The organism is Vibrio kagoshimensis (genome assembly GCF_050337535.1).
Classification (GTDB): Bacteria; Pseudomonadota; Gammaproteobacteria; order Enterobacterales; family Vibrionaceae; genus Vibrio; species Vibrio gallaecicus.
The window spans coordinates 63756-83461 of the sequence record NZ_JAKJSZ010000014.1 but is presented as its reverse complement, the minus strand read 5'-3'; the positions used below and the strand labels follow the sequence as shown (position 1 = coordinate 83461).

17 protein-coding genes are annotated in these 19706 nt (G+C 39.9%); 7 read left to right on the top strand and 10 right to left on the bottom strand.

The window, feature by feature from the left end; all coding sequences use genetic code 11:
* Positions 1–285: 285 nt before the first annotated feature.
* Positions 286–1563, top strand: coding sequence for a peptidoglycan DD-endopeptidase ShyA (gene shyA, locus L4C37_RS14560; protein WP_273295367.1), 1278 nt, complete (start codon positions 286–288; stop codon positions 1561–1563).
* 99 nt (positions 1564–1662) lie between these two features.
* On the opposite strand, the gene L4C37_RS14555 is transcribed toward shyA, so the two are convergent.
* Positions 1663–3498: a putative bifunctional diguanylate cyclase/phosphodiesterase gene (locus tag L4C37_RS14555; RefSeq protein ID WP_429769004.1), complete on the bottom strand. Its 1836-nt coding sequence runs from the start codon at positions 3496–3498 to the stop codon at positions 1663–1665.
* 159 nt (positions 3499–3657) lie between these two features.
* Positions 3658–4575: a LysR family transcriptional regulator gene (locus L4C37_RS14550; protein WP_429769003.1), complete on the bottom strand. Its 918-nt coding sequence runs from the start codon at positions 4573–4575 to the stop codon at positions 3658–3660.
* Positions 4576–4682: 107 nt separating this feature from the next.
* On the opposite strand from L4C37_RS14550, the gene L4C37_RS14545 reads away from it, so the two are divergent.
* The 3 genes from L4C37_RS14545 (at position 4683) to L4C37_RS14535 (ending at position 6754) form a co-directional block, all read left to right on the top strand.
* Positions 4683–5891 (top strand): multidrug effflux MFS transporter, encoded by a 1209-nt coding sequence (locus L4C37_RS14545; RefSeq protein ID WP_429769002.1) that lies wholly within the window; start codon positions 4683–4685, stop codon positions 5889–5891.
* 129 nt (positions 5892–6020) lie between these two features.
* Positions 6021–6371: a hypothetical protein gene (locus L4C37_RS14540; RefSeq protein ID WP_137372071.1), complete on the top strand. Its 351-nt coding sequence runs from the start codon at positions 6021–6023 to the stop codon at positions 6369–6371.
* Between the two features lie 248 nt (positions 6372–6619).
* Positions 6620–6754, top strand: a complete 135-nt coding sequence (locus L4C37_RS14535) for a hypothetical protein (RefSeq protein ID WP_257217070.1) — start codon at positions 6620–6622, stop codon at positions 6752–6754.
* Between the two features lie 261 nt (positions 6755–7015).
* Here the strand turns inward: L4C37_RS14535 and L4C37_RS14530 are convergent, their stop codons facing one another.
* Complete coding sequence (locus L4C37_RS14530) at positions 7016–7633, bottom strand: glutaredoxin domain-containing protein (RefSeq protein WP_429769001.1); 618 nt, start codon at positions 7631–7633, stop codon at positions 7016–7018.
* Positions 7634–7695: 62 nt separating this feature from the next.
* A complete protein-coding gene (locus tag L4C37_RS14525) occupies positions 7696–8574 on the bottom strand; it encodes a DMT family transporter (RefSeq protein WP_137372073.1) in 879 nt (292 codons plus the stop codon).
* A 259-nt stretch (positions 8575–8833) separates the two neighbouring features.
* Here L4C37_RS14525 and L4C37_RS14520 point away from each other — a divergent pair, with 259 nt between their 5' ends.
* The gene (locus L4C37_RS14520; RefSeq protein ID WP_429769000.1) at positions 8834–9850 is read left to right on the top strand and encodes a succinylglutamate desuccinylase/aspartoacylase family protein; all 1017 of its coding nucleotides are present in this window, start codon (positions 8834–8836) and stop codon (positions 9848–9850) included.
* Positions 9851–10039: 189 nt separating this feature from the next.
* On the opposite strand, the gene L4C37_RS14515 is transcribed toward L4C37_RS14520, so the two are convergent.
* The 6 genes from L4C37_RS14515 to L4C37_RS14490 form a co-directional block, all read right to left on the bottom strand.
* Entirely contained in the window at positions 10040–10966 is a 927-nt protein-coding gene (locus L4C37_RS14515) for a porin (RefSeq protein ID WP_429768999.1), read from the bottom strand.
* Between the two features lie 284 nt (positions 10967–11250).
* Positions 11251–11973, bottom strand: a complete 723-nt coding sequence (locus L4C37_RS14510) for a DsbA family protein (protein ID WP_429768998.1) — start codon at positions 11971–11973, stop codon at positions 11251–11253.
* A gap of 178 nt (positions 11974–12151) precedes the next feature.
* Positions 12152–12688 (bottom strand): protein disulfide oxidoreductase, encoded by a 537-nt coding sequence (locus L4C37_RS14505; protein ID WP_273295185.1) that lies wholly within the window; start codon positions 12686–12688, stop codon positions 12152–12154.
* A gap of 3 nt (positions 12689–12691) precedes the next feature.
* A complete protein-coding gene (locus L4C37_RS14500) occupies positions 12692–14821 on the bottom strand; it encodes a protein-disulfide reductase DsbD family protein (protein ID WP_429768997.1) in 2130 nt (709 codons plus the stop codon).
* 48 nt (positions 14822–14869) lie between these two features.
* Entirely contained in the window at positions 14870–15262 is a 393-nt protein-coding gene (locus L4C37_RS14495; protein ID WP_273295189.1) for a hypothetical protein, read from the bottom strand.
* A 214-nt stretch (positions 15263–15476) separates the two neighbouring features.
* Entirely contained in the window at positions 15477–17267 is a 1791-nt protein-coding gene (locus tag L4C37_RS14490; RefSeq protein ID WP_429768996.1) for a putative bifunctional diguanylate cyclase/phosphodiesterase, read from the bottom strand.
* A 601-nt stretch (positions 17268–17868) separates the two neighbouring features.
* Between L4C37_RS14490 and L4C37_RS14485 the strand changes: the two genes are divergently transcribed.
* Both L4C37_RS14485 and ohrR read left to right on the top strand, forming a co-directional pair.
* Positions 17869–18933 carry a porin gene (locus L4C37_RS14485; protein ID WP_429768995.1) on the top strand — a complete coding sequence of 355 codons (1065 nt, stop codon included), beginning with the start codon at positions 17869–17871 and terminating at the stop codon, positions 18931–18933.
* A gap of 254 nt (positions 18934–19187) precedes the next feature.
* The gene (ohrR, locus tag L4C37_RS14480) at positions 19188–19658 is read left to right on the top strand and encodes a transcriptional regulator OhrR (protein ID WP_137372272.1); all 471 of its coding nucleotides are present in this window, start codon (positions 19188–19190) and stop codon (positions 19656–19658) included.
* Positions 19659–19706 lie beyond the last annotated feature (48 nt).

Here is a 19706-nt window from a genome sequence, read left to right as displayed (position 1 = left end):
TTAAGTGTGATAACCCTTCGGGGTTTAGAAAGCAGAAGTTTAGGCTTCTGCTTTTTTGTTACTTCAAATTTGTTACTTCAATTTTTTCACTTCAAACTAAGCATTTTTCTGAAATCATGCCTCTCTTTGAAATATAGTATTTCCATTTAACCTAAGTACCCCACGATAACTCAAGCACTTAGGCTGGGTTTGGCTGATGAGCATCATATTATGACATTTCACTGATGATTTATGCGCTCAAAAAGCATATCCTGTTGCTTTATGTTGCAGAAAGATCTCTTTACCGTGTATTCAAAAATATTTTCATCTCCGTTTTCTGAGCTCTCGTCACTTAAAAAATTAGCCCTGCTAGGTTTTCCTATTGCAGCCGCTATGAGTGTCGTTTTCAATGCTTCTGACTCCCAACTAACTAAGACAATAGATTTAAATTTGCCCGATTCAACGGTCATTGAATCTTTGTTGTCTCCAATTTCTGAGATTATTGAACCACCTACTTTTGAGTATCAAATCCGCAGTGGTGATAACCTTAGTGGCATATTTACTCAACTTGGTTTCTCATATCAATCGATGATGAGTGTGATGGAAACCGATCTTAACTTCCTTGCGTTAGATACATTACAACCGGGTAACCAACTTCGTTTTTGGCGAGATGAAGATTCGGGTGAGTTGGTTAAAATGGAGTTGATGTTCAACCTGGTGGATAAAGTGTTGTATCGTCGTTTAGACGATGGTAGCTATGAGTTTGAAGACATCTCATTACCTGGAGAGTGGGTACAAACTCCTTTGGTTGGTGATATTCAAGGCAGCTTTTCAATGTCGGCTAATAAACTGGGTTTAAGCAGCATTGAAATTGATCACGTTGTTTCTTTATTGAAAGAGAAGATTAATTTTAGTCGTGATTTACGTGCTGGGGATAAATTCGAAGTTTTACAGAAGAAGCAGTTTCTTGATGGCGTTCCTACTGGGAAACGTGAGATTGAAGCCATTAAGATAATGAACCGAAATCGTGTTTTAAGCGCTTATTTGCACACTGACGGTCAATACTACGATGCAAATGGAGACAGCCTGCAGCGTGCTTTCCAACGTTACCCTGTTGGGCGTAATTGGCGCTTAAGTTCTCATTTTAATCCAAAACGTTTGCACCCAGTTACGGGAAGAGTATCCCCACATAACGGGACAGACTTTGCTACACCTGTTGGCACTCCAGTGCAGTCTACAGGTGATGGTAAAGTGATTATGACTCGTAGCCACCCATATGCGGGTAATTACGTCGTTATCCAGCATGGCACCACTTATAAAACTCGCTATCTTCACTTGAGTAAGATACTCGTACGTAAAGGGCAGCAGGTTTCTCGTGGACAAAAAATTGGTTTATCAGGTAAAACAGGTCGAGTGACAGGAGCTCATCTTCATTATGAATTGATCGAGCGTGGTCGCCCTGTAAACGCAATGAAAGCGAATATACCAATGGCTAATTCAGTTCCTAAAAATGAAAAAGCAAAATTCGTCGCGATGAGAGATGAAGCAGACGCATTACTCTTAGAAAGAGAGCAAAGTTTATAATAAGCCAAAAGGCATTGCTGAAGCCGGTTGATATTCACTGAACTTCAGCTTATTACAAAGCTCATACCCGTAACTCATAGCCTGTGAGTTACGGGTTTTTTATGCAAATTTACTTTGTACACGGTGGGTAAGGGTATCAATAATCACGGATGGCTTTTCTGGTCGTGAATAGTAATAGCCTTGAATTTGTAAGCATCCCATAGAGTGTAATTTCTCCAACTCTTCTTGGTGCTCTATTCCTTCCGCAATTAAGGTAATATTTAGTTGCTGAGCAAGTTGAATTATTAACCATACCACTCGCTCAGAAATAGCATTACTTAATAGATTTCGAATAAAGGTAGCATCTATCTTCAAGCAATCGATAGGATAGCTTTGAATGTAGTTTAAGCTTGAATATCCTGTACCAAAATCATCTAGAGCAATAGTAAACCCCATTTCTCGCAATGAAGTCAGTACACGTGTTACATCGTCAGTTTGAGTCAGTAATACGGTTTCTGTAAGTTCAATGACGAACTCTTTGGCTTCGAAATCATATTTATTGATCATTTTGGTTAAATGGTTCAAATACCTTTCTGCGTCATTTAATTCATGGGCTGAGCAGTTTATACCTAACTTTATTTTGTAACCAAGTCCCTGTTCTAGCTGCTTTTTAGCAATGCAACCCAGCTCCATTATCCTTTCACCAAGTTCAACAATAAGCCCTGATTGTTCTGCGACCTTAATGAATTCAACCGGTGAAACTGACCCATATTCAGGGCTTTGCCAACGGCTGAGTAATTCAAAGTAATCCCATTCATCTTGATTCTTGTAGACAATCGGTTGAACAACCACATGCATTTCTTGATTCACTGCGATTGGGCTCGCGAGTTCGCGTCTAATGGCAGCGACTAACTGGGTTGTTCTATGGTAGCTTGCGCTTAAGTGAGTGTCGTAGCATTGCACCTGTATTTCGGGGTGCTGCTTACAATCTTTAAGAGCTAAACTGGTGTTGAACAGCAACTTTTCAATGTTTTTATCTACGTCTTGAGTTCTTGCAATACCAATACTGATCTTAAATTTTAATTGATGCGTAGAGTCGTAGTAGCCATCCTCTATCTTATTTAAAATATCATGACAAATTTTTATTGGGTCGGAGTCATAAGTGATAAATGCAAATTCATCCCCAGCTGTTCGGAAGGTTAAAGCTGCGTCTTGTACACATGAAGTGATGGTATCGGCAGTAAACTGAATCACTTTGTCCCCGATATAGTTACCGTTTGCGTCGTTAATCGATTTAAAGTTGTCGATATCAATGAAGGCGAGAGTAAAAGGTGCATTTGATTGCTGCGTTATAGATTCTAGAGTGTCGGATAAGCAGCTACGGTTAAGAAGCCCGGTAAGGTTATCGTGTGAGACTTCATAGCTGAGCTGATTGACGAGCTGTTCTGAGCGATCACTGAACCATAGTTCCTGTAACGTATGATTTATCATATCCGCAAACATTTGATGGTGTCGTATCAGCTTTTGTTTATCTCCATTACTGATCGGTAAGATAAAAGTGGAATAGAGTACACCCATAGTATCCCCATTACGCGCTTTAATCGGGATGGCTATATAGTTCTCTGAGATAAACTCATGACTAAGAGTGTTGTTAGGTAATGACTCTAGAAGTTGCCTGGTAAATGAACAGTGCTGGCAGTCTTGGCGTGTTTCTTGGTTGCAAAGCTTATTAGTAACGGAATGGACGTTGACTTGTTGTACTGAATCGTCAAGGACAATGACAACGGGCAAAGTGTGATCTTGAAAATGGCGCTTTTCAATTATCCCCGTGCATTGGCTGCCAAAAACGCGATGCAGCGTAAGGGCGACAGCTTCTAACAAGTCCTGCCCATCTAATTTTAGAATATGACTGATTGTGTCTAAGTTTACTGTATCGTTCAGTGAGAGTTTAGCCATAGAATGTTGCCTATCATTCATTAGTCAAATTTAAGAGCATCAAGTTGCACACTTCTATTTATTACTATTGACGATAAGTCTCCAATATTCAATCTTAATGATGAATTTGTGTCGGTTTTATAAAGGCAGTTTCTTACAGGTTTTACTTTCGTTTTATGCTTAATTTAACTCCATTGGGTGAGAGTACGTTTCTAGATCTCGCTCTTTGTGTAAACGCAATTTAAGATAATCTAAGAACAACTTTGTGCGGGTATGTTCGTAATCAAGCTTTGGATAATAGGCATATACCATCGCTTCGTCAGCTTTAATCCCAGGCAAGATAGGCACTAGAGTACCCAGTTTTAGTTCTTCTTTAATCATCGTCTGGTTAGTGAGAAGAATCCCCATGCCATTTTTAGCTGCGTGAAATAATGCTTCAGGGTTGGTTGTGGCAAAGTTGCCACTTAATGTGATCCTTTTCCCTTTTGATATTGTGATTTCCCTAGTGGTTCTTTCTCCCCAAACTAATGAGTTATGTACTTCGAGCTCTTGTTCATCGGCAGGGTAGCCATATTTTTTCAGGTAACTAGGTGCTGCATAAAAGGTGGCTTTATGTTCGAACAAAGGCGTTTTTTTGAAGCTTAGTGAATTGAGTTGCTCTAATTCACGGCTGAGCACGAGATCTAGGCTCATTTCTGGTAGCTGACCTGGGATTGTGGTGATTAGCTGAATTTTGATATCCGGATACTGTTCAAGAAAGTCGTTTAAGTATTGGACTAAAAATTTAGATCCGACAGCAATCGTCGCACCAATTTTTAATAAACCTGCTGGTGTTTGGTTAACTGAGCGAGTTTCATCAACAATTGACTGCCAGCTATCTAGCTGAGCTTTTGCTCGCTGGTAGAAAAGTGCGCCAGCTTCTGTTTGGCTTATTGAGCGAGTTGTTCTTTTGAGCAATTGAGTGCCAATGCGTTCTTCTAACCAATTGACACGCTTACTGACTGCTGAGCTGGTGGTGTTGAGGCTTCTAGCTGCTCCGTTGAAGCTGCCTTCATCTACGACTTTTACATAGCTTTTTACACTGAGAATCCAATCCATATTATTTCCTATTAGGACTTAATAAAATTCCTACTTGCTTGATTATCAATTATCAGATTTGAATGTAAACTGAATAATGAATAAAAAGCACACAATTAGGGGATTTAATGACTTCAGCAGTATTCAAAAAAGCACCTTTACTTCTCGCTATGATGATCATTGCTACTGGACAGGTAGGGGTGAGTATTTATCTACCTTCATTACCGTTGATTGCCGCTGATTTAGAGATAGCACAAACTAATGTTCAAATGTTGGTTACCCTGTTCTTGGTAGGTTTTGGTGTTTCTCAGCTGTTTTATGGTCCTATGTCTGACGCGATTGGTCGAAGACCTATTTTTATTCTTGGACAGGGAATTTATTTAATCGGTACGATTGTATGTTTACTATTTTCAGATAACGCTACCGCGTTGGAGTTTGGGCGTTTGTTGCAAGGTTTAGGGGCCGGTAGTGCCTCTGTGCTTGGGCGAAGTGTATTAAGAGATAGCTATGATGGCTTACAACTCACTAAAGCTTTGTCCTATATTTCGATGACCGCATCTATCATACCTATTGCAGCACCAGTATTTGGCGGTTGGGTGGCTTTTCATCTAGGTTGGCAAGCAGTATTTGGGTTTGTCTTGGCGTACATTTTCGCCATTTTTACCTTAGGTTTCTTTATTCTTCCTGAAACGCTGCCGTATGGGAAAAGTCGTTTTAATGTCACGAAAGTCGTTAAGAATTACGGTGCCTTATTAGTGAATCGACAAGTGATTAGCAGCGCGAGCTATAACTGGATGAGCTATTTAACCAGTATTGTGACACTGTCTTTATTCCCATTTCTAATGCAAGATCAACTAGGGCTTACAACGGCTGAATATGGTTCATTAATGATCATTCCATCCGCAGGTTTACTTATTGGTAGCGTCACCCTGAATATCTTGAACCGTTATTTAAACACTCAAACTTTAATGAGTATCGCGATAACAATTATGCTTTTATCTGGCGCATGGTTGTTGGTTTCTGAGTTCAGTATTTTTAATTTGGTTTGGGCGTTTACGTGGCTTGTGATTGCTCAGGGTATGTCCTTTCCTTTATCAATCAGCATGTTGTTGGAGCCCCATAAAAAGCAGGCAGGTGCGGTGTCGGCATTGTCGGGTTCTATTCAAATGTGTGTTGCGGGCTTATTTGGTGGTTACTTAGTCGAAAACTGGGTGGTGAATAATACAAGCTTAGGTGTCTTTTACATGATGGTAGGGGGCGGTATGGCGTTGGTGCTCTTTTCAACATGGCTAAATTCAAGAAAAATCGAAGCGGCTTCTGCAGAAGCGTTGCTATAGATGTGGTGCGTAGAGATCCGATGTGGTCTGTAGATATGAGAGTGCAACATGCATTATTCATTCAGTAGATCGTTGTAATTAGAGTGATGGTTTCCTACAATGCGTTCGTTAATTTAATAGGTAGATATCATGCAGCACAATGAATTTGAAGTACTGGTTAAAGAGATTTGCAGCAAGCAAAACCTCCCAGAAGCACTAGAGTTATTAAAATCAAATGAAGATACTGAAGTATCTGAAGCCGCTCAATCTTTGGTCGGTCAATTTGCATTGGCTGATGTTGAAAATGAAAAACGCATTTACCATGTGACAGTTCAAGACAACGATGAAGGTGAAGAACAAGAATTTGTTGAGCATGTCATGAATGAAGGTGACGATCTGATTAAGTTCGCTGCATGGTTCTTTGAATCTATGTTTGAAGTAAAAGCAAAAGATACGTACCAGATTGCTGGTAAGACTTATAAACAGCCCAAAAGAAGCTAATAAGCTATTTCTTGAAAAAGCTATTTATTGGCAAAGTAATCGATTTAAAAAGGTAGCTGTTGGTAAAGATAGCTATTAGTAAAGATAAAAATCAGCCTGAGTGCTGTTTTTTTTGTGCCTAATTTCCTCATAGTTAAGTAATTAACAATTTAATTTGCACAAAAGTGTGATTTAAGTCTTGTTTTTGTGTGTTTTGAGAGTAAGATCACTTTATAGAAATCAGACATTAATATTTTGTGGAGATAATCATGGGTTACGAACTAGGCAATGCATACATTGGTCAACTTGTGGCAAAGAACATGATGCACGAAGCTCTATACGGCAAATCAAAGCCGAAAAAAGTATCGTTCATTAAGCGAATGATGAAGAAGATGGCTAAATAAAATACAACCTAAAATATAGTGGCTATTAAGCACATGCTAGTATCTTATTATGCTGCAGCAGCCTAGTGCTTATTTAATATTTAATATTTAATAAATAGTCGCTATTTATAGAATTCAACAAAGCCCTTAATCTCAGCTCTGAGATTAAGGGCTTTGTGTTTATGTGTGCCATGAAATTAAGAGTTAAATGACATCAAGAGTGTGGTGATTACTCTAACCCGTCACTCTATTAATATCTGGAATATGCACAGCGAATATTTGCTAGCTAGCGTTTTGATTCGATAGATCAACAACATTGTTAGGTATACGATCTAACCCGTTATCTTTCATCCATGCGGCTAGGTTATCTGCTCCGCCAACATATTTCCCTTCTAGCCAAATCTGAGGGACAGTAACCGGTGTTTTTTCGCCTATGATTGCTTTTACTTCAGGGATCATTCGGTACAAAGCGGCACTGTCTTTTACGACGTCATAGTACTGGTATTTAATACCAGCTTCATCAAGTAGGTTTTTTGCTTTTACACAGAAAGGGCAGGTCGCTTTTCCGTAAACAATATTACCTTTGAGAGTATCTCTCTTCGTCCATTCTTTGATAACGGATTGAACGAGTACGCCTCGGTTTAATGCTTCTCCTTGGCTTACAACTTTGCCTTCGACTACAAGAATCGGAGCGTGCCATGCACCAAGTTTTAATGGCTCCCACCAATGAGATAACCAATCTTTTACCTCAAGTTCCACTTCTACGTCAGCCAGCTCATTTTCAAACGTATCTTTCAGAATATCTTTTGTGAGCGTGCATTCACCACATGGGATATTTACTTTAAATGGACCCCAGCTGCCACCCCAGCGGTACAAAGTAATTTTGATTGGTGTTGTCATTGTCGTTACCTCAGTTCAATTCGCTTAATAATAAAGAACGGGAGAGTTCTATATTAATTTCACTATTTCGTTTTTTTTGTTTCCCAACGAGTAATAAACGCAACGGATAAAATAATAATAGCAGCCCCTAACCATAAACGTCCTGGTGGTACCCAACTGAATACTAACCAACCTGCTAATACATTTAACGGCAGTTTTGCATGGTCAAAAGGTTGAACGAAAGATGCATCTGCCACTGAGTAAGCTTTTACTATTGCCCATTGAGCCAAAGCGGTCATGACACCAGCTGCAATCAGGATGAGCCAAATTGAAGACCCTGTAGGTAATTGCCATTCTGGTGCTGCTAATAAAATGTTGAAAGGGGTAATCATCAATAGTAGATACATTACCATTGTTGAAGGTCCATCTTCAGAAGATAGCTTTTTCACCATAAGTGAATAACATGCCCAAAAGAATGCGGCACCAACGGGTAGTAGAGTTGCCCAACTGAAACTGTCTGCCCATGGTTCAAGAATGATCATTGCACCGGCAAAGCCTGCTAAGGTCGCTCCCCAACGTGCAGCTCCTACTTTTTCTTTAAGAAATAACCCAGAACCTACAGTGGCAAAGAGTGGAGATGTCATTAATAACGCAATGCCTTGCCAAATAGGCACAGGGTAAGCAAGCGCCCACAGCCAAAGCTGGATGCCAATAACCGATAGAAATACACGTAGAATGTGCATTTTCAAATGGTTAGTTCTTAATGAACGCCTAATACCAAGAGTGCGTAAATAAGGAATGATCACAACAAGCGCTATGGCATATTGAATGACGGCAACGGTAGTTGAAGGTAGCCCGAACTTGATGCTGGCGACTTGAGCAAGGCTATTGACGATAGCAAATGCAAGACCTGCGGTGAGCATCCAGCTTGCGCCTTGTAAGGGGTGGTGAGGTTGACTCATAATTTTACGGAACCAAGCATATGGTGCGGTTAATAATAGAATTCCAGAATCATACGATTAATCATGCAGTAAGCCAATGTTTATGCTTTGGCTAAGTTGTTCGAATTGTTGGAACAATCAGATTACCTATAGAAGTGATGACAAATGAGTCAGTACTTGTTCAGCTATTAATATCCTCTATGATGACATTCTTAAGTGATTCAAATTATTTTGTTGATCCCTTTCTCTCAACTGCAAATCAGAAATCACGGAGTGATAAATGAATACCGAATTTTTAGATGATGTTTTACAAGGTAGACGCGTCATTACCACTTTGAACGTAGACGATTTACCTTCAGGTGAGCATCAGTTTTGGTTCCAAGTAACCAGCGATGGTTTAGGTCAGCCAAAAAATATGCCAGTCACGGTGTTCAAAGGGATAAAGGATGGTCCTAAACTCATGGTGACCGCGGGTATCCATGGTGATGAGCTAAACGGTGTTCTAGCCGCTCAACAAATTGTACGAGAGCTCGTTGGTAAAGAGCTGTCTGGTACTGTCACTATTGTGCCAACGGTAAATCTTTCTGGTTTGCTGAACCATAGCCGAGACTTTATCTCTTCCGATCCTGGTTCATGCCCAGCTAACCTCAATCGTCTTTTCCCAGGAAATGCAGATGGACTCGCGGCAGAGCGCTTCGTTGCTTCACTTTGGGAACGCTTACTGAAGCCGAATGCTACTTTTGCTATTGATCTACATACTCAAACTCGCGGTGCTGTGTATCCATTATATGTTTTTGCCGATTATCGAATTGCTCAATGCAGTGAAATGGCAAGATTAATGAAACCTGACTGCGTTTTAAATGATCCGGGTGATCCCGGTATATTAGAAACAGTTTGGAACCGAAGTGGCATTCCGAGTATTACTGTAGAAGTCGGGATGGGGAAATTTACTCAACCGAAAATGATTCAACGTGCAGTAGAAGGGGTATTCAATATCTTAGCTTATTATGAGATGTTGGAATCTAACCATACTGCTCAATTAGTGACTGAAGTACCACAAATCAATTGGGTTGAAGGCGATAAAATCGTATCAGTTCGGGCGGATGTTGGGGGGTTTATCTTACCTCAAGTTGAACTGTTACAAAGCGTTGAAGTCGGTGATTTATTAGCGATTCAATATGATGCCTTTGGTGATGAAAGCAAACGCTATTTAGCACCATCTTCTGGGAAAGTATTGAGTTACAACGTGGATGCACTTAGAGAACCAGGTGCACTGGTAGCTCGCTTGATTAGTTAGATCCTTTATCACTTTGAGAGTGAAGGCTGCCTACGCTTGTAAGACTTGGTGCATTTGTGCGTAAGCTCAGGGTTTCTTGTTTCCTAAGTATTAGTTTTTACCTTTTAATAAGAAAAGAGGCCAAGCAAATGCTTGGCCAAAGGACAGTGTGACTAGAGTTGAGTTGTACTCAGAGACTCTACTTTCGAATTAGAAATCGTAACGAATACCAGCTTGAAGTTGGTCATCTTTATTGTCTAACTGTTCAAATTTGTAACCAGCGTAAGTACGGATATGACCGTTGAACTTGTAAACGGCTTCGATTGCGAAGTTATTTGCTAGTTCAGTGCTCGTATCGTCATTTTCTGAGAAGTTATATACACCAACTAGAGCGAGCTTCTTATTTGCTTTGAATTTTGCAGATAATTCGTAGCCCGTGATGCCTTCGTCAGCAACAGAGCCCATTGTGTAAAGACCGCCGAAAGTGAATGCATCCATCGCGTACTGCGCAACTAGGTTGATTTGGTCGTCACTGTCTTGACCGTTATCTTGTGAAACATAACCCAAGCCAAGGTCTAGCCCCATATCTAGTGAGAACATACCAGCAATACCGTAGCTGTCAGCATCTTTATCATCGGCTGCGATGTAGTTTGCTTTCACTTTAAATTGGTCAAACTTGCCTGAGTAAAGGAAGTTATTTTCGCGTTTATCTTTGTTTCCTGAAACAATATCTGCAGCATCTGCACCGAACGTTGCCATTGTATCTGTTACATCAGTGAGCATCACTTGAGCTGAATCTTGCTTGCCGTAAGAAAACTCACCCATGTCAGTTCCAATACCTGCGAAGAAGTAGCGGTTAGAAATATCAGATGCGTCATCGAACTCTGCTTCGTACTTACCAAAACCGTATAAGCCGTCAGTTACTTGAGTTTTGCCTTTCAAATTAACTCGTGCACGAGACTTGTCTTTGAATGAGCTTTTATCAACCGTTTCGTTGTTATCTGAAATATTGAAACGAGCTTCAGCACGACCGCCGACTGAAAGTTTAGTCCCATCTTTGTCGTAAACTGTTGCAGCAAAAGATGAACCCGATACCAATGCTGAGACGATTGCAGTTGCGATAGCTGCTTTTTTCATTTTATTTATCCTATTTAAATATCAATGAGCTTCATGCCCGATTTGTTTTGATACGAGTAAGATAATGTTTATAAATGAAAGATTGATTTCTAATTAGTGACGGTTAAGTGTCGGTTTGGTTTCAGTTTTATGAATGCCAGTTAAGAGATTAATTTGGTGAATAAGGCGTTTGGTGAATGGGTCGCTGAAGGAAGTGTTAATCGATACTCAAGGTGTTGGGCAGATCAGAGCAAGCTAATCGGTTCAAATAAAAAGGGAGAGTATGCCTCTCCCATGATGTTCGTTTATTTAGAGAAGGCTTCTTTCACCATATCCTTTAGCTTCTCATATGGGACATAACCAGGGGTCACTTGATCATTCATGATCATAGCCGGTGTTCCTCCTAATCCCATCGCAGTAAAGGTCTGGTAGTTTCTGGCAACAATCAATTCTTGCTCTTCACTCGTATTCAGAAGAGCTTCGGTTTTTGTCTTCTTCGCAATCGCATTTAATGAGCGTTTGTCATGGCGACCATTTTTTGCCACTAATAGGTTATGTACTTCAACAAAGCTTTCAGGTTGTTGCTTCCAAACATTAAGTGCATACAGCGCCGAGTTAGTATCGGTTCCCGGAGCTTGTTGTTGCTGTAAAGGCACGTATATGTTGATTACTTTCAAGTCACTATTTTCTTGGCTTAACTTTTCGAATGCCGCTTCCAATTTTTTACAATATGGACAGTTATAGTCGGTAAAGTTGATGATAACAGAGCTGCCGTTAGGGTTACCCGTAATTGAGTGTGCTTTATTGTTGTATAGCCAATCGTGGCTTTGTGCCTTAACTTTCTCTAGTTGAGCTTGCCCTTCTACGTACTGTTCAAGACTTTCATATAAATTACTGATAACGCTTGGGTTACTTCTTAGCAGCTCATTAATTTTTAAAAGCTGTACTTCTTGGGATTCAGTCAAAGCGGCTGAGGCTGTAACAGAGAATACAGCCGTAATCAGTGTACTAATAATAAGTTTTTTCACGGTAAATCCTTTAACTTTCGTTGTTCTTATTCCTATTCAGAGCGCGTTGTTATTTATAAAAAACAGTTATAAAAAACAATCTCACCAAATCCTCTAAATAGAGTCATAAATTTAAAATGAAGTTATGGAACGACACAAAGGTCGTTCTACGTGAATAGTGCTCAATATAAATTGTGCTCTATACAAATAAAGTTCTAAACCAAAGCCCCCAAGGTGTGGTTACCCCTGTCGAAGTGTGCTTTATTTCACCGTCTTTTATGATCACGATGGTAGGGGTGACACTAATTTTCCAGTCTCGGTTGAGGTTTCCGGTAGCGTCATTGAGTACAGGGAAGTCGTACTCTTTTGCGGAAAGAAATCGACGAACTCGTTCATCTTCACCCGAGGAAAGTGCCACAGTAACCACTTGATGATCATTAGCAAACCAGTTGATGGTTGGGCTTACAAATTTGCATGCACCGCACCATGTTGCCCAAAAATAGACAATAACAGGTTCACCTGATTTGCTTTGTTCAATAACATCAATGAACTCACCTTGCACAGTCATTCCTGATATGGGGAGAGCTGCGCCAGTTGGTAGTTTGGCACTGTGATAAAAATCCATAGCGTAAGAAACGATGCCAACGATCAAGATCATATAGACGAGTTCTTTCGCCCATTTTTTTACTCGGCTTGGCTTCTCATTTTTGTGAGAGTCTTTTGAGTGTTTATCCATCAATTATCTCGCTGTATTTAAAGCTTGAGTTACGGTATCACTATCCAAAATAACAGGAAGAGGGATACCATTTTCATAACTTGGTCCGTATATAATGTTGAATGGCACACCGAATCGACCGTTACTCTGTAGGTAATCGGTGACACTTTTATTTGGTGTCGTCCAATCGCCTTTCATAAGAACAATATCGTCTGCTTGTAGGTGGCTATAAACCGGATCTTGTAAGATCACGCCAATCTTGTTGGCTTTACACGTAATACACCAGTCGGCAGTGACATCCACAAAGACAGTTTTTCCTTGTTTAACTAGTGCCGGTATTTCAGTCGCTTCTAATGGTTGCCAATTAAGGTCATCCACAATTGGGGTTGACCAGTTGTCAGCAGTTAAACTGCCTGCAATTAATCCACCGCCAAAAACAAGTGTAGATATAGCAATAATAGGAACTAACACTTTTCTTCCCAGCTTCACACCAATCCAAACTAATACGCTAATCAGTAATCCAGCAGTCAAAACGATGGTCGGAAATAGCCCAATAAATGGAGTTAATAAGCTGCTTAACCATAAGCTAGTCGCAAGCATCATCATTCCGAAAGTAAGCTTAACCTTAAACATCCAGTTACCTGGTTTAGGTAAGAATTGAACCATTTTTGGGAAGGCTGCAAAAAGTAACCACGGAAAGCTCATACCCACGCCGAGCGCAACAAATATAGCCCACAACTCTTGGTAGCTTGCTCCTAAGGCATAAGCGACAGCAGTACCTAGAAACGGAGCACTACAAGGCGTAGCAAGTAATGTTGCGAACATACCTTGAATAAAATGACCTGAGTGCGAGTTATTTCCTTTCAAAGCCATCCAAGTATTTAGGTTTGATGGGAGTTTGAATTCAAATAAACCAAGTAGATTAGTCGCAAAAAGCGTGGTCACAAATAGCATAAACGCAATGAACCACCCGCTTTGGAATTGGATGCCCCAACCAATAGCGTTACCTCCCATTTTCAGCATTGAAATGCCAAAAGCGAGGATAGCAAATGAGGTAATAATACCTGCTGCTGAAGCGATGAATGAGCCTCGAATATGACGAGAAGATGCTCCTTGGTTTCCGATCATGCTGTTGAGTTTCATTCCAAGAACAGGAAGTACGCATGGCATAATGTTAAGTATGAATCCGCCAATGAGGGCAAAACCTAACATGGCAAAAAAGCTGTTGTTAGTTTCTTGATAAATAACAGGTTGAGAACCAACTTCTCCAGTTAATTCACTGGCAAAAGTTTCATCGGAAATGGTTAACGAAATACTACGACCCACGAGGTTGGTTTCACCTAGCCAGTTGCTCACATCAAACACTGCCGTTAGCGTATTACCTGAAATATGCAGGGTGGGTTGTGCAAAGAACTCATCCAATACCTCGTTGCCATCCACTAGTATTTGGGGTTTGTCCCAGGCTTTTGTGTTCGAAAATTGTGTGACAAGCTGTTGTTTCTCTTCATTCCAATATAGACCTTTGGTTGAAACATTTTGCTCGCTAGCATTGGAATCAATTTTTACGGGGGTTTTACTCATGCCTTGGTTGAATATAAACATAGCTTCTTCATCTAGCTGTAAAGATGAAGGGTTGATAGGCAATGAAATATTGTAATCAGTCAGAACACAAATGTTCGTACACGATGGGAATCTCAACTTTGCATTAAAAGTCGCACCTTGAGTAATGTCATCTAACGTTAGAGTGATTGGGAAACTGACGTGAGATTTGTAACCTAACGTCATTACACCAAGTTGCTCGTAATATTTAGGTACAGGCCAGTGCCAATCGACGGCTTTAATATTGGTCGATTCAGTCCAATCCCATTCAGGTGCAATCCCACCTTCTCCAGGACTACGCCAGTATGTTTTCCAATCGCCGTCTAAAGTTACGTCTAGAACGGCGCTGATCGTACTGAGTTCAGGGTCTTGTTGACCTGTAGACATCATTCGAAGCTTTACGGGCGGATGCTCAGGTGCTGAGATCCAACCTGTACTTTGAGCGAATAATGTTGAAGAAAAACTGATAAATACAGCAATGAATAAAAACTTCATACATGCATGAAGCTGAGCTTGCGCGTATTGCGCAAACCTAAAAAATAAGTGATTTAGCACTAAAATTGTCTCCGAAAATAAAATAAAAGGGTGGTTGGACCCGGTTATTTACTCTCGAAATATACAATAAGTGAGGTGCAGGCGGTGCTTTGAACGTTGGAAATCTCTTTGCTCTTCACGGAAACGTCGCAAAGTATCAGGAATAACACTGAATATGACGATGGTGAGCAAAAGGAAACAAGCGAGCCAGTGAAGTTTAGGTGCGGAATAAGTCAGCATCTTCTCGCTAAGGCTACAAGGTTCTTCTGTAGGAAGCTTTTTGATTTGCTGTGAGGAGTCACTAAAAACGTCGAAATAGAGTTGCGCTATATCAGTGATACTGGAAGTTGATTGAGTATCATCACGAGTTAATACCGAATTAGCATTAGTTGTGTTCGGTGACAGGAGTGATATTGCGGACAGTGATTGGCTAGATAGCAAGCTTGCCAGACAAGTCAACATGACTAATCCGGTTAAAAAAATCGACCAAAGCGCGTGCTTTTGTAAGCGATTTTTATTCGTTGATAATAGGGCTATTTTGCTTGGCAAAGAAATCACAGTAAATATAAAGACCGAGCTAGATTAGTGAAATAATTCAACTTGAGCAAGGTTAAGTTTGTCAGTGAATTGTCATGTTCACTGTATTAATGCTGGCTAGCCCTAATATTACCTAGCATTATTGATTAGATGCTATTCGTTCATTCGCCAGTAAAGTCGATAAGTCATCGATTTCTAAAGGTCGAGCGAAATGATAGCCCTGGTAATGCATACATGCTTCATCTGCAAGTAAATCTAGTTGTTTTTTATCTTCAACTCCTTCTGCAATGACCGTTTTTCCTAAGTTATGACCGAGCTGAATGATCGTTCGGACAATCATATGATCTTCATGCCTTTGTACACATTCATCAATAAAGGACTTATCAATTTTTAACACATCGATTGGGAGTTTTTTTAGGTAGTTTAGTGACGAGTAAGCAACACCAAAATCATCAATAGCAACAGTCACACCAAGCTTTCTTAATTGGTTACAAGCGTTGATGATGTTGTCAGGCTGCTGCATTAAGGTGGTTTCGGTGATCTCTAATTGCAATAGATGCGGTGATAGCTCCACTGTGTTTAAGGAGGAAGTCACCAGGGTATAGATATCATCATGTGCGAATTGAACGGTGGAAACATTGACTGAAACACAAAGGTTAAAGCCGTCGTCATGCCATATTTTTGCTTGTTTCGTTGCTTCTTCTATTACCCAGCGGCCGATAGGGATGATCAGCTTACTTTTTTCTGCGATCCCAATAAACTCAAAGGGTGAAACAACGCCTAATTGAGGGTGGTGCCAACGAATAAGAGCTTCAGCGCCGCATATTTTCCCTGATTTAATGTCGACTTTAGGTTGATAAAGCAGTTTAAATTGCTCGTTTTCAATCGCAGCGGCTAACTCGGTCTCAATTTGGTGTTGTCGAATAGTTTCATCTATTAATTCATGATCGTACCAACGAATATTTCCTTTGCCTTGAGACTTCGCTTTCTTAACGGCGATATCTACGTTTTTACTTAAGATCTCAGTATTGCCCATTGAGTCTTCAAGTTTGGCAATGCCAGCACAAAAGTTTAATTTATAGGAGTATGGATTGATTTGATAAGTTTTTGCCGCGATTTGTTTTAATTGATTTTCTAATGATTGAAGCTCTTGAGTTAAATCATTTTCTTCATAGCAGATGATAATAAATTCATCACCACTTAAACGGTAAGATGATAGGTTTTCAGAAGACAACTGGTTGAGTTCTTGAGCAAACATTGACAGCAGTTTGTCGCCTTTGTCATGACCAACGCTTTCATTAACGTCCTTAAAGTTGTCAAGGTCGATTTGGATAATTGCAGACTGCTTTGAGGGAAGGCTTTCCATCGTCTTTAGTGTATCAAAGTACGCTTTTCTATTACCTAACGATGTAAGAAAGTCCGTTAAACTTTCTTTACGGAATACCAACATTTGTTCCCGAAATTTTTGTTGGTAGTAAGTCATGATGGTGGCAAACACCGTGATAATGACTACTTCAATCGCATCTTCTATAAACTCTTCAAACTCAGATTCAGGCAGTTCATACAAGTAGCTAAGTATCAGAACTCCACCGGAGGCAATCGGCCACATAGAGCCTGGAAAAATAACGATATAAGAAAGTGGTATTAGTATGAAGGCTTCTTCAATAGTATCCAGTTCGAGTGGTTCAACATATCCTCCAACTAAAATGATAGTCATAGAAGCGACAGCTGCAACCGATTTAACTTGAGGGTGTTTGTGAAAAAATGCAATTAGCATGCAAGCAGGGTAGCTAAGGTATATCCATCGAACGAGTTGATGTTCTGATATGAGAGTATAAGAGACTATAGTGACCGCGGCGACAAAACCTAAGGTGATAAGGGTTCTAATTCTGTTAGTGCTAATAGGGTGTGAGCCTAAAAATTGGGTCATAGGGTATCCTCATAATGTACCTTGATAACTATAATAATTTGATTAGCCCCTCAAGAATGCTCTAGTCAAATTAAGGTGCACTTCAAGGATATGGTCAAAGGTTGTTGATGACCTTAGCAGTTTCCAAATTTAGCACTCGAAAAGTTGAATTTAATCAAATTCTCATTCTTTTCACTGAATGTGATTATAGCGTACATTAAACCATTAAATGTTCTGTATCTTCTTTATTACACGTATATAACCCTATTTTTTAGTTCTTATATAAACAATTCTAGTTTGTAGGTAAATGCTCAATTCTTTAGGCAATAGTGTTACTTATTTGTTTTTCATCAGTAATGTGTTTGTGATTTTTAGTTTTTTGTAAATGTAACAAGCTATAACAAAGGAATTGTCATATTTTTTATAAATTAATGATTCTAACTTATTGTTAATTAAGTATTTATATTTTTGTACTTGTTTTTTTTATCTTTTATATAACTTAATGAAACTATTTGAGTCATCTCGATTAGGGTTATGTCACTTGTTAAGAACAGGTAACAACTTCCGTTAGAGAGAAGTTGTGTGTGATTAAATTACCTTTAAGTTACAAATGGATATGACGATGAATAAGAAACTTTTAGCGGTAGCAATTTCTAGCGCTGCCTTTGCTTCACAAGCTGTTGCGATCGAACTTTACAATGAAGACGGTACGACCTTTTCTGTAGGTGGTCACGTTTCAGTTGCTGTGGGTGATGTTAATAGCAGCGACCGTCAAGGTGACGACGATATTGGTATTGAATCAGTTTCTCCACGTATTAACTTTAATGTAACTCATGACATAGGCAATGGCTTTACTGCCGATGCTAAAGGTGAGTGGGCATTGAACTACCTAGACGGCGGTGAGAATGCGTTTACCACTCGTCTTGGCTACCTTGGTTTAACGCATGACGATTTCGGTCGTGCTGTTGCTGGTACGCAGTGGGCTCCTTATTACAGCGTTGCGGGCGTTGCTGATATGCCAATCGCTTTTGCAAATGACTTTATTTATGACGATCACGGTAACTTAGGTACTGGTCGTGGTGAAGAAATGCTGAGCTACGGTAACAGCGTAGATTTTGGTGAGGCAGGTACTCTTAACTTAGGCGTTGCTTGGCAGGGTCGTAAAGTTGATGACGTTAGCTACACAAGCACTGTAAGTTTTGAAAATGAATACGGAAACCGTGCTCAAATTGCATTGAACTACTCAATTGCTGATGTTACTGCAAACTATGCATTCAATACTGGTGATGTAAATTTCGGTAGCGTTGGTTCTCAAACGGCTGAATCACATGTTCTAAGTGCAACATACGGCTCTTACGGTAAAGAAGGCATTTACTTAGCGGGTGTTTACGCAATGAATGAGTACATGAACTCAAGCTCTGGTATCGCTCTTGAAGAAACAACAGCCGTTGAACTTCTAGCTTCTTACGCTTTCTCAAACAGCATTAATGTAAGTGTTAACTATGAAGCGGTTGAAGATGACAAAGAAAGCGCTACAGTTTACAGCACTTCAGCTCTACAAGCTGAATACAACTTTACTTCTAACTTCGTAGGTTTTGCTGGTTACGAGTTTGACCTTCAAGGTTCAGGCACATACAAAGATAAAGCAGACGATAAGTGGTTGATTGGTGCTCGTTACTACCTATAAGTAGCTCGCATGTAGTTTACTAAATTTGGCAACTATCTCAGGTTGCGATAATTGCTTTTATCGCGGACTAGAATAAAAGTTACACGCCTATTCAAGAGCTCACTTATTTTAAGTGAGCTTTTTCTTTGGTTGAATAGGATAATCGGCAAGTTGCGATACTCTTCCAATCCATATATGGTGCTTCGATATTAATGACTTGGAGCATGAGATATAATTCAGTATATTGTGCACAACTTAATCTAACGGGTGTATACATGACATCTTGCCATACCAATAACTCATCATCTTTAAGTAACCAAGAACAAGAGCTGATTAAGCTTGAGAATCAAGTTTGCTTTCCTCTATATAGTGCTGCCAATGCTGTAATTCGCGCCTATCGCCCACTATTAGATGAGCTAGACCTCACTTATTCACAGTATTTAGTAATGATGGTGCTTTGGCAAAATAACGGTATCAATGTAAAAGAACTGGGCGCTAAACTTAACTTAGATTCTGGTACTTTAACGCCTTTGTTAAAACGATTAGAAACTAAAGGCATTGTTTTGCGCAAAAGGGGTGAACATGACGAGCGCGTTCGTGAGCTTTTTTTAACAGAGCAAGGTGAAGCGCTTAAACTGCAAGCCGTCAGTGTGCCTAAAGCGATGCGCTGCAAGATTTCGTTGGATGTTGAAGAACTTGTAGAACTGAAACGTTTATGTGAAAAGCTAATAAAGACAATTGACTAGCTTTTGAATTTGAAGCCGAACTCCAAAGGTTTTATAACCGTAAGATTG

Excerpts from the sequence above, each read along its gene's own strand:
- L4C37_RS14555 (WP_429769004.1), bottom strand. The coding sequence starts at position 3,498 with ATGGCTAAACTCTCACTGAACGATACAGTAAACTTAGACACAATCAGT.
- L4C37_RS14550 (WP_429769003.1), bottom strand. The coding sequence starts at position 4,575 with ATGGATTGGATTCTCAGTGTAAAAAGCTATGTAAAAGTCGTAGATGAA.
- L4C37_RS14545 (WP_429769002.1), top strand. The coding sequence starts at position 4,683 with ATGACTTCAGCAGTATTCAAAAAAGCACCTTTACTTCTCGCTATGATG.
- L4C37_RS14540 (WP_137372071.1), top strand. The coding sequence starts at position 6,021 with ATGCAGCACAATGAATTTGAAGTACTGGTTAAAGAGATTTGCAGCAAG.
- L4C37_RS14535 (WP_257217070.1), top strand. The coding sequence starts at position 6,620 with ATGGGTTACGAACTAGGCAATGCATACATTGGTCAACTTGTGGCAAAG.
- L4C37_RS14530 (WP_429769001.1), bottom strand. The coding sequence starts at position 7,633 with ATGACAACACCAATCAAAATTACTTTGTACCGCTGGGGTGGCAGCTGG.
- L4C37_RS14525 (WP_137372073.1), bottom strand. The coding sequence starts at position 8,574 with ATGAGTCAACCTCACCACCCCTTACAAGGCGCAAGCTGGATGCTCACC.
- L4C37_RS14520 (WP_429769000.1), top strand. The coding sequence starts at position 8,834 with ATGAATACCGAATTTTTAGATGATGTTTTACAAGGTAGACGCGTCATT.
- L4C37_RS14515 (WP_429768999.1), bottom strand. The coding sequence starts at position 10,966 with ATGAAAAAAGCAGCTATCGCAACTGCAATCGTCTCAGCATTGGTATCG.
- L4C37_RS14505 (WP_273295185.1), bottom strand. The coding sequence starts at position 12,688 with ATGGATAAACACTCAAAAGACTCTCACAAAAATGAGAAGCCAAGCCGA.
- L4C37_RS14495 (WP_273295189.1), bottom strand. The coding sequence starts at position 15,262 with ATGTTGACTTGTCTGGCAAGCTTGCTATCTAGCCAATCACTGTCCGCA.
- L4C37_RS14490 (WP_429768996.1), bottom strand. The coding sequence starts at position 17,267 with ATGACCCAATTTTTAGGCTCACACCCTATTAGCACTAACAGAATTAGA.
- L4C37_RS14485 (WP_429768995.1), top strand. The coding sequence starts at position 17,869 with ATGAATAAGAAACTTTTAGCGGTAGCAATTTCTAGCGCTGCCTTTGCT.
- ohrR (WP_137372272.1), top strand. The coding sequence starts at position 19,188 with ATGACATCTTGCCATACCAATAACTCATCATCTTTAAGTAACCAAGAA.